10 protein-coding genes and 1 pseudogene are annotated in these 12,832 nt (G+C 64.5%); 4 read left to right on the top strand and 7 right to left on the bottom strand.

From position 1 onward, the window contains the following. Positions 1-91: 91 nt before the first annotated feature. A pseudogene (locus TPAU_RS01885) lies at positions 92-1,183 on the top strand (serine hydrolase); the annotation flags it as partial. Here TPAU_RS01885 and TPAU_RS22210 read toward each other — a convergent pair. After that, complete coding sequence (locus TPAU_RS22210) at positions 1,135-1,986, bottom strand: SDR family NAD(P)-dependent oxidoreductase (protein WP_013125070.1); 852 nt, start codon at positions 1,984-1,986, stop codon at positions 1,135-1,137. The pseudogene TPAU_RS01885 and the gene TPAU_RS22210 sit on opposite strands and share 49 nt — an antisense overlap. Positions 1,987-2,115: 129 nt before the next feature. Here TPAU_RS22210 and TPAU_RS01875 point away from each other — a divergent pair, with 129 nt between their 5' ends. Then, complete coding sequence (locus TPAU_RS01875; protein WP_013125069.1) at positions 2,116-3,618, top strand: aldehyde dehydrogenase family protein; 1,503 nt, start codon at positions 2,116-2,118, stop codon at positions 3,616-3,618. 54 nt (positions 3,619-3,672) lie between these two features. Here TPAU_RS01875 and TPAU_RS01870 read toward each other — a convergent pair whose 3' ends face one another. Next, positions 3,673-5,025: an APC family permease gene (locus TPAU_RS01870; RefSeq protein WP_245537830.1), complete on the bottom strand. Its 1,353-nt coding sequence runs from the start codon at positions 5,023-5,025 to the stop codon at positions 3,673-3,675. Between the two features lie 56 nt (positions 5,026-5,081). Here TPAU_RS01870 and TPAU_RS01860 point away from each other — a divergent pair. Beyond that, positions 5,082-6,274, top strand: a protein-coding gene (locus TPAU_RS01860) for an IS3 family transposase (protein ID WP_245537794.1) whose coding sequence is annotated in 2 segments (ribosomal slippage) — positions 5,082-5,366 and positions 5,369-6,274 — 1,191 coding nt in all. Because the reading frame shifts where the segments join, the coding sequence is not laid out codon by codon here. 8 nt (positions 6,275-6,282) lie between these two features. Here TPAU_RS01860 and TPAU_RS01855 read toward each other — a convergent pair. Further along, entirely contained in the window at positions 6,283-6,483 is a 201-nt protein-coding gene (locus tag TPAU_RS01855; protein ID WP_245537829.1) for a hypothetical protein, read from the bottom strand. A 121-nt stretch (positions 6,484-6,604) separates the two neighbouring features. Between TPAU_RS01855 and TPAU_RS01850 the strand changes: the two genes are divergently transcribed. Beyond that, positions 6,605-7,513, top strand: coding sequence for a LysR family transcriptional regulator (locus TPAU_RS01850; protein ID WP_013125068.1), 909 nt, complete (start codon positions 6,605-6,607; stop codon positions 7,511-7,513). Between the two features lie 31 nt (positions 7,514-7,544). Here the strand turns inward: TPAU_RS01850 and TPAU_RS01845 are convergent, their stop codons facing one another. The 4 genes from TPAU_RS01845 to TPAU_RS01830 all read right to left on the bottom strand — a co-directional run bounded on the left by TPAU_RS01845 (position 7,545) and on the right by TPAU_RS01830 (position 12,715). Beyond that, a complete protein-coding gene (locus TPAU_RS01845) occupies positions 7,545-9,647 on the bottom strand; it encodes an oxidoreductase (RefSeq protein WP_013125067.1) in 2,103 nt (700 codons plus the stop codon). A 70-nt stretch (positions 9,648-9,717) separates the two neighbouring features. After that, on the bottom strand, positions 9,718-10,872 hold the full coding sequence (locus TPAU_RS01840; protein WP_013125066.1) for a M20 family metallopeptidase: 1,155 nt from the start codon (positions 10,870-10,872) through the stop codon (positions 9,718-9,720). Further along, complete coding sequence (locus tag TPAU_RS01835; protein ID WP_013125065.1) at positions 10,869-11,504, bottom strand: DUF1028 domain-containing protein; 636 nt, start codon at positions 11,502-11,504, stop codon at positions 10,869-10,871. The genes TPAU_RS01840 and TPAU_RS01835 overlap by 4 nt, the downstream gene beginning before the upstream one ends. An 18-nt stretch (positions 11,505-11,522) precedes the next feature. Then, positions 11,523-12,715, bottom strand: a protein-coding gene (locus tag TPAU_RS01830) for an IS3 family transposase (protein WP_245537794.1) whose coding sequence is annotated in 2 segments (ribosomal slippage) — positions 11,523-12,428 and positions 12,431-12,715 — 1,191 coding nt in all. Because the reading frame shifts where the segments join, the coding sequence is not laid out codon by codon here. Positions 12,716-12,832 lie beyond the last annotated feature (117 nt).

Genomic DNA, 12,832 nt, shown 5'->3' with positions numbered 1-12,832 from the left:
CCGGCCGCGACCTGCGGTGATAGCGAACGGGTATCACCATCTCGCCGCACCACACCTCGACGGCGTACTCGACACATGATCTTCTCGATCCATGCCTTCCATTCCGATGCGCTCCCTGATCGCGGCAGTACTGACCGCCGCGGTTATGACCGGCTGTTCTGCACAGCCGGCGGAACACCCGAATCAGTCACCTAGCGCAGCCCCCGATCAGGTGAGCACCACCGCGCGCTCTGTGATCACGGAACTACGTCGGGCACATGCTATTCCAGGCATCGCCGTCGCGGTGGTCCTGGGTGCGCGGACCACCGTCGTCACGGACGGCACGCTCGGCGCGGAGGATTCCCGTGCCGTCGGACCGGACACCCTGTTCGAGATCGGCTCGGTGAGCAAGATCTACACCGCGCTGTTGGGTGCTACCGCCGAAGCCGACGGGCGGATATCACTGCAGGACAGCCCCGCCCGGTTCCTACCCTGGCTGCGCGGAACTCCGCTAGCCGGCGTGACACTCGATCAGCTCGGCACGTATACCGCAGGCGAGTTCCCACTTCAGTTTCCACCGTCGGTGACCGACGAGACTTCGATGCGCGACTATTTCACTACCTGGCGCCCGACCGCACCGGCGGGCACCACTCGCCGGTACGCCAATCCCAGCATCGGGCTGTTCGGCCTGTCCGCCGCCGCTGCGTACGGGATGGACTACCCGGTTGCGCTGCGAGAGCGAGTACTCACACCACTGGACCTGCGCGACACCTACATCTCCATCCCCGACTCAGCGGCCGATCGGTACGCATGGGGCCGCACTTCCGATTCGCCGCGGGTCCGGCTCTCCCCCCGTCCACTCGACGCCGAGGCCTACGGCGTCAAGACCACGCCGAGCGACCTCGCGGCGTTCACCGCCGCGTTCATGAATCCGACCACACCCCCGGCGATCCGGTCGGCCATGCAACCGCGATACGAGGTGTCGCCGATGCGACAGTCACTCGGATGGGAGGGCATCGCGAGCCCTGCGACCCGGAAACGAGTGCAGGACGCCAACGCCGCTGGCATCACGGGCGCGAGTAGGCCCGTCACCCCGACTGGCCCCGAGCCCTCGTGTCTGCTCAACAAGACGGGTTCCACCAAGGGATTCGGCACCTACGTGCTACTGCACCCGGGATCGCGAACCGGCGTCGCGCTTCTCGCGAACCGCAACATCCCGATTCCCGACCGGATCGACGCCGCCTTCGACATCCTGTCCGCTGCCGTACCGAACCTGTCCTGTTCGCCACAGCGCACGCCTCGCTGACGGCCCCCGCCTTCCTCGCGCGCGAGGGATGTCGGCGACCTCCGTCGGGTACCCGCACGCCCCCAGGGGATTCCACGCCGCACGGCTTCGTCCACGAGCCACTCGTCGTACTCGATCGGGCTCTGCGAAGCGGTATGGCGTGCGCGTTGCCTGTCGGTGTCGATCATTCCGAGGTCGACGGACACCACCCGGATCCGGTCCGGAGCGAGGTGATGACTCAGCGTGGCCGCATACGACGCGAGTGCGGCGCGGGCCGCGCTGACCGGCGCCATCTCCGGATCAGGGTGATGTGCACTCACTGCATTGAGCAGCACGATCACGGGCGCGTCCGTGCGCCGCATGTGTGGCAGTGCGGCATCGATCAGGTTCTTGGCGTGCGTGATCCGCTGGTCGAACTGATCGTGCCACACGTCGAGCGGAGCGTCGGGACCGGCGATGAGTCCCTGTCCCGCGTTCGCGACCACTCCGTCGACCCGGCCGAACCGCTCCGCGCAGCGATCGACGAAGGCGCGCACCTGCCCGGCATCGGCGGCCTCGGCCGCCCCGATCAGCTGCCGCGAATCGTCCACCTCGTCGGCGACGCGGCGCGCATAGCCACCGACGCACGCACCTTCGGCGAGCAGCGTTCGCACCACCGCCGCCCCGATGCCGCGGGTAGCGCCGGAGACCAGGAACACCCTGCCGTCGATCCGGAGGTCCATACCTCCATAGTGCACCTCGACGTTCCTGTTCCGTCCGGTGTTCGCGCATCGGGAACGTTGATCCCGAGCATCCATTATTCGGGAGCAGTGGGTGCACTGTTCCGGCTCATCGTCAATCACGATGGACGTATGCCCGAACCTTCCGACGTCACCTCCATCAACTGGCACGAGCGAGCCTCAACGATCAAACTTCCGACCACCTCCTTCATCGACGGTCGTAGTACTCCAGCACTGTCGCGGGAGAGCTTCGATGTCGTCAACCCGGCCACTGACCAGGTGCTCACCGCCGTATCGGCGGGCGGCGCAGACGACATCGACGCGGCCGTGAAAGCCGCGCGGCGGGCGTTCGACGACGGGCGGTGGAATGGACTGAGCCCCACCGAACGCGGAGAGCGTCTCATCCGCTTCGCCGATCTCCTCCTCGAGAACATCGAAGAGCTTGCGCTCCTTGTCACATTGGAGATGGGGAAGGTCATCCGCGATTCCTACACGGTGGAGGTCCCCGGGGCGGCTGCCGTGTTCCGGTACTACGGCGAAGTGATCGACAAGATTCCAGGTGAGCTCCCACCCACGGCAGACGGTAGCGTCGCCATGGTTCGACGGATCCCGGTGGGTGTCGTCGGCGCCGTCGTGCCGTGGAACTTCCCGCTCGACATCGCTGCCTGGAAAGTCGCGCCGGCCCTGGCGGCCGGGAACTCGGTAGTGCTCAAACCGGCCGAGGAGTCGCCGTTGTCGGCACTGCGGATGGCCGAAATCGCCACGGAAGCAGGTATCCCCGACGGGGTCTTCAACGTGGTGCCCGGGCTGGGGACGACCGCGGGTCGCGCCCTCGGCGTGCATCCCGGCGTTCAGTGCTTGGCGTTCACCGGATCCACCGAAGTGGGAAAGAAGTTCCTCGCCTACAGCGCGGAATCCAACATGAAGCAGGTGTGGCTCGAATGCGGCGGCAAGAGCCCTAACATCGTCTTCGCCGATTACGACGATCTCGATCGAGCAGCGGAGATGACTTGCTTCGGCATCTTCGGCAATCAGGGAGAGGTGTGCTCCGCCAACAGTCGCCTGCTGGTCCAGCGCACTATCGCCGAGGAATTCCTCACGAAGGTGGTCGAGCAAGCCGCCACGTACCGCCCCGGCGATCCGCTTGATCCCGATTCGATCACCGGCGCCATGGTCTCCGAAAAGCACCTTGACCGTGTCCTCGCCGCCTGCTCGCAAGCAGGTTCCGATGGTCGAACACTACTGGGCGGGAAACGAATCGAAGGTCCAGGATACTTCATGGAGCCAACCGTGGTGGTCGATCTTCCCCTCGATGCAGCCGCCATGACCGATGAGATCTTCGGCCCGGTGCTATCGGTCGCAGTGTTCGACGACGAAGCAGAGGCGGTCGCGATCGCCAATGACACCGCGTACGGACTCGCTGGTTCGGTATGGACGTCGAGCCTCGATCGCGCGCTGAGAGTGTCGGATGCGCTCCACGCCGGCACGGTTTCGGTGAACACGGTCGATGCACTGTCCCCCGGCACCCCGTTCGGCGGATTCGGGGAGTCGGGATTCGGATCCGATCTCTCGGTGCACGCGCTCGACAAGTTCACCGGCCTGAAGACCACCTGGATCGCGCGGCACGCGCGCTAGGTGCCCGAGGATCGTTCCCGAGAATGTTCCCAGCACTGCGGTATCGCCCCGGATTCAGGAACGATCGGTCGCGATCGACCCGCCGCGGACGGCGCGGTCACGACGACCCACGAGGTATCCAGCGACCGCGATGACTGTCAGGATTCCCAGCGTGCCGATGGCGAAGGCCTCGAACCGCGTTCGCGATACACCCCACTGCGCCAGGAAGTCGTAGTCAAGGCCGAGCACGACTTCGAGTGTGCCCGGGAAGACCGCGACCCACGCACCGAGAGCGGCCCAGAAGGTGGCCACTCCCGTCGCCAGTGCCATCGCGACTCTCCCGCCAGGGACGGCGTACGGACGTGGTACTTCGGCATGCGAGAAACGCAGTCGGAATGCCGCTGGAAAGACGAACAGGTACGCGATCAGGGAGGTCGAGATGGTGATACTCAGGACTACTCCGAACGTGGCGGCGCTGTCGCCGCTGGAGAAGACCACACTCGCGGACATGAACACCAGAGCGATCGCGCCGGTGAAGCCCCCGACTCTCCGTGGCGTATCCGTGGATTGGTCGAATTTGCCGAAGTACGGGAAGAACGCGCCGTCGCGAGCAGCCACGGCGAGCGCACGATTCGCCGCAGTTGCCCATGTGGCACCGGTGATCCCGAGACTGAGGATGAAGGCGATAACCGCCATCTTCACCAAAATCGGTGCCACGGGACCATATACGGCGAAGACGGTGTGCACTGCGGCCATGAACCCGCCGATTCCGGTGATCTGGTCGGGGGGAAGAACCAGCAGCAGAGCGAAGACCGGTAGTGCGTAGACCAGCACCCCGACGATCCCACCGGTCGCGATTCCGCGCGGAACATCGCGCTGGGGGTTCTGCAACTCGCCGCCCGCCTGGCTCGGCACCTCGAACCCGACCAGCGAGAACAGCAACAAGGGGACCAAACCCAGAAAACCCATGAGGGTCGGAGACCAACTGACTGATCCGAATCCGTTGAATCCGTCGCTAATTCCGTAGATGACCGTGGTCAGGAGGAAGAGGGCCGCCAGACTGAGCTTGAGATACGTCCCCACTCTGAACACCAACCGAGCACGCCGCATGGACAATAGCGTCACCCACACCGAAGAGCAGACGAACAGAGTCTTGAACGCGAAGTCGCCGATCGTCCCCACCGTCAGTGGTGAAATGAACGTGTTCCATGCTTCCGCGCTGATGAAGGCGAGTGATCCACCGATCCACAGCGGGTTGATCGACCAGTACAAGACGGTGGCGATAGAGCCGGAGAGCCTGCCGAAGGCCCGCCGAACCCACTCGTACAATCCACCCTCGTCCGGAAATGCGCTCCCGAGTTCGGCTGTCACCAGCCCGTACGGCACCATCCACAGCACCGCGAGAACCATCAGCCGGGCCTGCTGCACGGGTAGGTGACATCTGATCTGTGGTGCCGAGGGGTGCCGCTGGAAGGATGTGCACTGTGCCTAAGCCGTATCCGAAGGAGTTCCGCGACGATGTGGTCCGTGTCGCGCGTAATCGTGAGCCGGGAGTCCGTCTCAAGCAGATCGCTGCCGACTTCGGCATTAGCGAGTCGTGCCTGATGAACTGGGTGAAGACCGCCGATGTCGAGGCCGGCTCCAAGTCCGGGAGCAGTGCGGCGCAGTCGGCGACCGAGAGGCAAATGCGTAAGCGGATTCGGCTCCTTGAGCAGGAGAATGAGGTCCTGCGTCGTGCGGCTGCGTATCTGTCGCAGGCGAACCTGCCGGGAAAATGATGTACCCGCTCGTGAAAGAGCTCGCCGACGACGGTGTTCCCGTCACGGTGTCGTGCCGGGTTTTGAAGCTCTCCCGTCAGCCTTACTACCGTTGGCTCGCCGCCCCGGTCCCCGCGACGGAGCTGGTCGAGGCGTATCGCGCGAACGCCCTGTTCGACGCCAGCGTTGATGATCCGGAGTTCGGTCACCGGTTACTCGCAGACGAGGCCCGCGCTGCCGGTGAGCCTATGGCGGACCGCACTGCGTGGCGGATCTGCCGCGACAACCGGTGGTGGAGCGTCTTCGGAAAGAAACGCTCGAGCAAGGGCGGCAAACCCGGGCCCGCGGTCCACGACGATCTATGCACCGTCACCGACGAGCACGGCAGGACTCGTCACCGGTTCACCGCAGATGCACCGAATCGGTTGTGGCTCACAGATATCACTGAACACAGGGCTCGGGAAGGGAAGCTGTATCTGTGTGCGATCAAAGATGCCTACTCCGGGCGGATCGTCGGCTACTCCGTCGACTCGAGGATGAAGGCCCGGCTCGCCGTCAACGCCCTCAACAACGCTGTCGCGATGCGCGGTGATGTCACCGGATGCATAGTTCATAGTGACAGAGGATCGCAATTCCGGAGCCGAAAATTCCGACGTGCCTTGGAATATCACGGACTACGCGGATCAATGGGCCGAGTCGCCTCCTGCGGCGACAATGCCGCGATGGAGTCGTTCTTCAGCCTGCTGCAGAACAACGTCCTCGACCGCCACTGCTGGGCCACCCGGCAGGAACTGCGGACCGCGATCATCACCTGGATCGAACGGACCTACCACCGCCGGCGCCGACAACGCCGCCTTGGACGATTGACACCCATCGCATTCGAGTCCACCATGAACCCGGCCGCGCCACACGCGGCCTGACCAACTTGTCACCTACCCGTGCAGCAGGCCCGCCAGGTGAATGTTTGACCACCGAAGCTGGAGATCTGGCCCACCATGTCGAGACTGATCAACGCGGACAGAATCATCACGGCGACGTCGAACCTGCGCAGCGAATGCCGCAGCCGCAGCGGCTCACCGTCCGCCGCCGATCTCGGAGGATCCTTCTGCACAGGGGGATTCGTTCCCATGGTCGCCAGCTCCTGTCGATGGCCTTCGGAGGTTTCATCAAGCCTGCGACCTCGAAGACCCTCTGTACAGTCGTTGTTTTCTAGCTTTAAGATCGATTCAATCGAACTTGCGAGGTGCTCCGTGGCCGACTACACGCTCCGACAACTGGAATACTTCGTGGCCGTGGCGGAGGCCAACAGCATCACGCGTGCAGCGGCGGCGGTCCACCTGTCGCAATCGGCCATGTCCACTGCGTTGGCTGATCTCGAAGGCGCGCTCGGGGTACAACTGGTGGTCCGGCATCACGCCAAGGGCATCACCCTGACCCCGGCTGGACGCGAGTTGGTGGTCGCGAGCCGCCAATTGCTGGCCTCCGCAGCCGATCTCCGATCCGCAGCCCAAGGACTCGGCAGCTCGCTGAGCGGCACACTCTCGGTGGGGTGCTTCCAGGTAGTCGCGCCGTATGTGTTGCCGACGCTGTTGTCCGTGGCGTCACAGAAGCTTCCGAGACTGGAGCTGAGAACGACCGAGGTCGACCTCGCAGATCTCGCGGAGGGCGTAGCCGACGGGACGTTCGAGCTGGGAATCGGCTACGACCTGGTGGACGACCCCCGCCTCAAACGTTGGCCGCTTCGCACGATCTCTCCTCACGTCCTGGTATCAGGGTCACATCCGTTGGCCCAGAACGCCAGCGTGCACTTGTCGGAGCTCGCGGACGAGCCCATGGCACTGCTCGATCTGCCGCACAGCCGGGACTACTTCCGGCGCATCTTCGCTGCCGCAGGGGTCGAACCGAACGTCCGCTATCGGTCGACGACGGTCGAGACCTGCCGCGCCCTCGTAGGGCGTGGTCTGGCCTACACGGTTCTGAACTTCCAGTCGGCGGTTCCCATGGCCCTCGACGGACATCCCGTCGCAAGCGTTCCCATTGCGGATGCATCGCCAGCGCTGACGATGGTGCTGCTCAATGCGGTGGCGGCGAAACCCACCCGCCGAGCGACAGTCGTAGCCGAGCTCTGCAGGGACCTGTTCGGCAGCGAGGGGGCGTAGCCGGACGCGGCTGTCCGCGATCGTCCCACCGTCAAGACGAAGATGCCGGCCGTGGGAAGACGGGTTCGATCGTGAGTTGCGTGACCTCGCGCCGGAATGGCACCGGAGCGTCACCGAGCGGTGCATCGAGCTCCTCCGCGAACCGGTGCCCGGACCACACCGCCGCCGCGATCGTTCCGGGCGCCCATGCGTCGCCAACACCGCGCACACTCTGAACTCCCGCATCCGACCACTCGCTCGCCCGGTCATGCAGGGCCGTATACAGATCGTCGTGCGGAAGGCGAGCGGTGACGAGAACCACGGAATCCGCATCGATCCACCCCGTACGACCGGTGAACCTGCACGCCGTGACGACGCCGTCCACCATGACGGTCGATACCGCAGTATCGGTGCGCACTTCGACTCCCGCTTCGATGATCCGCTTGCGGATCCGATGAGCTTCCATCGTGTTCGTCGTCCACTGCGAGACCTGCGGAACCGGCGTCACCAAGGTCACCACGAACCCCTCACTGGCCAGGAGTTCGGCGATGACGGCGCCGAGGTAGTAGTGATCGTCGTCGAACAGAACCACTCGGTGGCCCTGCGGACGCGCACCCGCGATGATGTCGTCAGGAGTGAGAACGTCGACACCGGGCTCGATATCGATCGGTCGAGTATGCCAGCGCCCCACCCCATCCCGCCGCCACGAGGCACCGGTCGCCACCACGACGTGATCGAATCCGACGTCCAGGACGTCGTCGGCATTCATCGCCGACTCGCGGTAGAGCTCGACGTTGTCGAGTCGGGCGATCTGATGTAGGCGGTAGTCGATCACGCGGATCCACGCTGACAAGCCCGGAAGTTTCGATTCCCCTACCACCCGGCCACCGAGAATCCGGCTCGCCTCTGTCACCGTCACCGGGTACCCACGATTTCCCAGTGCTCGGGCCGCCTCTAATCCGGCGGGGCCGGCGCCGATGACGAGGACCGACGACGACGATCGCTTGGGAGCGATGGACTCGGGGTGCCATCCGCGACGGAACTCTTCCCCCATGGTGGGGTTCTGCGTGCAGCGGATCGGCGACATGGTGAAGTCGCCCGAGACGCAGATGTTGCAGCCGATGCACTCGCGGATGTCGTCGAGGTCACCCCGCTCGATCTTGTTCGGCATGAACGGATCGGCGATCGACGGGCGCGCGGCACCGATGAGGTCGAGGATGCCGCTGGTGACATGGCGCACCATCGTGTCGGGTGAGGTGAATCGCCCCACGCCGACCACTGGTTTGGATGTGAGGTCCCGGAGGCCGGTAACGAACGGCTCCTGCTCCCCCTCTGGACCGAATCGAGAGGTGACGGAGTCATCTTCCCAGCTGCCGAGCACCAGATCCCACAGGTCGGGGAGTTCGCCGATGAGACCGAACACGTCCTCCATCTCAGCGCGGGTGATCCCTTCGTCTCCGAGCAACTCGTCGACCGAGATCCTGCACGCCACAGCGGCCTTCCCCTCGACGATCTCGCGAGTGTCCTCCAGTATCTCGCGGATCAGCCGGACCCGGTTCTCCAGGCTTCCGCCGTATTCATCGGAACGGTTGTTGTATCTGCGTGACAGAAAGTGGTGTAGGCCGCCTATCGCGTGCCCGGCGTAGACGTAGACGATGTCGTAGCCAGCCTGGAGCGATCGGCGGACCGAATCCGCGTGCCAACGGCGCATATCAGCGATATCGGCCTTCGTCATCGCCCTGGCCTGCACGGGATCTAGATTCCACGAGACCACCGGGAGGTGCTGCGGCGCCAACGGCGTCTCCCGACTGATCAGGTTCGGGCTGTTCAGACCGTTGTGAGCCAGTTCGATTCCGGCCAATGCCCCACCTTCGTGGATCTGCTCCGCGATTCGCGCGATCGCCGGTAGGTCATGGTCGTCCCAGAGGCGTAGTTCGATGAAAGGCCCGATGTCGGATGTCGGATGGATCTCGACCTGTTCGGTGCACACCACGGCCCACCCGCCCTCGGCTTTGACACGGCGCATCGCCGCCTCACCGGACGGGTCTCGATATCCCATGCCATTGCAATGCGGCACCTGGAAGAAACGGTTGCGTGCCGTGACGGGTCCGATCCGAACCGGCTCGAACAGGATGTCATAACGAGGGTCGCGCATGGACTTTCCTCCGTCGGGGATGATCAGCGAGCTGATCGACGTGTATCGGCTGTGTGGAACTACGGCTGACTCAAACGGACTCCAGTCGCCGCCGGATAGAGGACCGGGTCGCGGCGTCGACCACTGTCCCGGCGAGTGCGACGGCACCCTGAGCGACCGCTGTACCGGCCGCCGCAGAGAGCGTGGCGGCGGCGAACTCGGGCTGGTGATTGACCGCGGGGAGTGAGTCGATCCCGATGTACGGGTGTATAGCCGGCAAGGCCTGTGAGACGTTTCCCATGTCGGTGGAAGCGCGCGCCATCATCGCGTCGCCCCCATCGTCGAATCGCCGGCCGATCGCACGAGCCCGAGACTGACAACAGGCCAACAACTGCTCATCGGTTCGGAATTCGGCGTAGGGCTTGGATTCTGGCGACACGGTGAGTTCGGCCCCGGTGGCCCATGCCCCTGCTTCGAAACAGCGCATGACTCTCGGCTCGATCGATTCCAGTTCTGCCAGGGTCTCGGCGCGAACGTACCATCGGCCCTCGGTGTGCTCAGCGATCGAGTTCGGCGCCTCGCCGGCGTGAGTCACCACGCCGTGCACCCGCACAGATGACGGGAGTTGTTGGCGGAGCAATCCGATCGCAACCTGAGCCACGGTGAAGGCATCAGCGGCATTGACACCGCGATCCGGGTATGCGGCGGCGTGCGCCGCCTTTCCTCGGTAGTCGATATGACTGTGCGACACCGCGAAAGGCTTGGCACGCGCAACATCGACCGGCCCTGGGTGCACCATGGCCGCCGCATGCTGACCGGCGAATGCTCCTCTTTCGAGCAACTCGATCTTGCCGCCACCGCCCTCTTCGGCCGGCGTGCCCAGCACTGTGAGCGTCAGGCCCAGATCATCCACCAGCGGGGCCAGCGAAATCGCTGCACCGACTGTGATCGCTGAAATCAGGTTGTGCCCACAGGCATGGCCGAGTCCCGGCAGTGCGTCGTACTCCGCACAGAGGGCGAAATGCAGTCCCCCGGTGCCGATTGTCGCCGCGAAGGCGGTATCCACACCGACATAGCGCTCGGTCACCTCGAAGCCGTGGTCCGACAACTGTGCGGCAACACGTCGCGCAGAACGCACTTCCTCCCAGGCGACTTCCGGGTGGTCGAACAGATCACGCGCCAGGTCGAGTAGGTTCGGATGCACTCCGGCGACGACGGACTCAATGGCCTCGTCCAGCGAGGTCATAGATCCCCCTCAACGCCGTACGACGGGGCACGGGTGGGATCGAGAGCCCGAAGCCGGTAGTCGCCTTTCTGGGGCTCCCAGATCCGCCACAGCCGTTTCAATTCCGATATCGGGTCGTCGGCATCGTCGATACGCAGATCCGTCACGGGCCAGGCCACATCCTCGACCACCATCAGACCTGCGGAGCGAACCGGCCCCGCCTCGCCGCCCGCGCCGAGTGCTGCGCTCAGTCCATCCAGCAGCCGGACTTCGAAAGCTGGTGCGGAGCTGTGCCGATAACCCGCCAGCATCTCCCTCACCACCGCCTCATCCGCCAGGAGATTGCCTGCGGCCACGGCCTGCTCTCCGACGGCATGCCCGTGAACCCCGAGACTTCGGGCGCCCGAGTGAACTGCTGTCCTACCGCGGGCATCGACAATCGTCACTTGGCGATAGGCGGGAAACTCTTCCCGCGCCAGAGCCCACTCCAGTGCGGAACGGGCATCAGCGCCTCCGGCGAGTGAACCTAGAACCATGGTCCCCAAGCCGGGATTGGTCACGTTCTGCGATGCGACGACGCCGGTCCCGGCCCGAATGTGGGCACACCGGGACGCCACCGCGGGACTCGACGAGGCGATGAGGGCCTGCTGCACGGGTAGGTGACAAGTTGGTCAGGCCGCGTGTGGCGCGGCCGGGTTCATGGTGGACTCGAATGCGATGGGTGTCAATCGTCCAAGGCGGCGTTGTCGGCGCCGGCGGTGGTAGGTCCGTTCGATCCAGGTGATGATCGCGGTCCGCAGTTCCTGCCGGGTGGCCCAGCAGTGGCGGTCGAGGACGTTGTTCTGCAGCAGGCTGAAGAACGACTCCATCGCGGCATTGTCGCCGCAGGAGGCGACTCGGCCCATTGATCCGCGTAGTCCGTGATATTCCAAGGCACGTCGGAATTTTCGGCTCCGGAATTGCGATCCTCTGTCACTATGAACTATGCATCCGGTGACATCACCGCGCATCGCGACAGCGTTGTTGAGGGCGTTGACGGCGAGCCGGGCCTTCATCCTCGAGTCGACGGAGTAGCCGACGATCCGCCCGGAGTAGGCATCTTTGATCGCACACAGATACAGCTTCCCTTCCCGAGCCCTGTGTTCAGTGATATCTGTGAGCCACAACCGATTCGGTGCATCTGCGGTGAACCGGTGACGAGTCCTGCCGTGCTCGTCGGTGACGGTGCATAGATCGTCGTGGACCGCGGGCCCGGGTTTGCCGCCCTTGCTCGAGCGTTTCTTTCCGAAGACGCTCCACCACCGGTTGTCGCGGCAGATCCGCCACGCAGTGCGGTCCGCCATAGGCTCACCGGCAGCGCGGGCCTCGTCTGCGAGTAACCGGTGACCGAACTCCGGATCATCAACGCTGGCGTCGAACAGGGCGTTCGCGCGATACGCCTCGACCAGCTCCGTCGCGGGGACCGGGGCGGCGAGCCAACGGTAGTAAGGCTGACGGGAGAGCTTCAAAACCCGGCACGACACCGTGACGGGAACACCGTCGTCGGCGAGCTCTTTCACGAGCGGGTACATCATTTTCCCGGCAGGTTCGCCTGCGACAGATACGCAGCCGCACGACGCAGGACCTCATTCTCCTGCTCAAGGAGCCGAATCCGCTTACGCATTTGCCTCTCGGTCGCCGACTGCGCCGCACTGCTCCCGGACTTGGAGCCGGCCTCGACATCGGCGGTCTTCACCCAGTTCATCAGGCACGACTCGCTAATGCCGAAGTCGGCAGCGATCTGCTTGAGACGGACTCCCGGCTCACGATTACGCGCGACACGGACCACATCGTCGCGGAACTCCTTCGGATACGGCTTAGGCACAGTGCACATCCTTCCAGCGGCACCCCTCGGCACCACAGATCAGATGTCACCTACCCGTGCAGCAGGCCCTGATGATGCCGAAGGCCCCACTGTGCGGATCACGCGCTACCAACGACA

The sequence above is a fragment of the Tsukamurella paurometabola DSM 20162 genome (assembly GCF_000092225.1).
Classification (GTDB): Bacteria; Actinomycetota; Actinomycetes; order Mycobacteriales; family Mycobacteriaceae; genus Tsukamurella; species Tsukamurella paurometabola.
The sequence above is the reverse complement of the archived record's forward strand: the minus strand, read 5'-3'. Positions and strand labels throughout refer to the sequence as shown.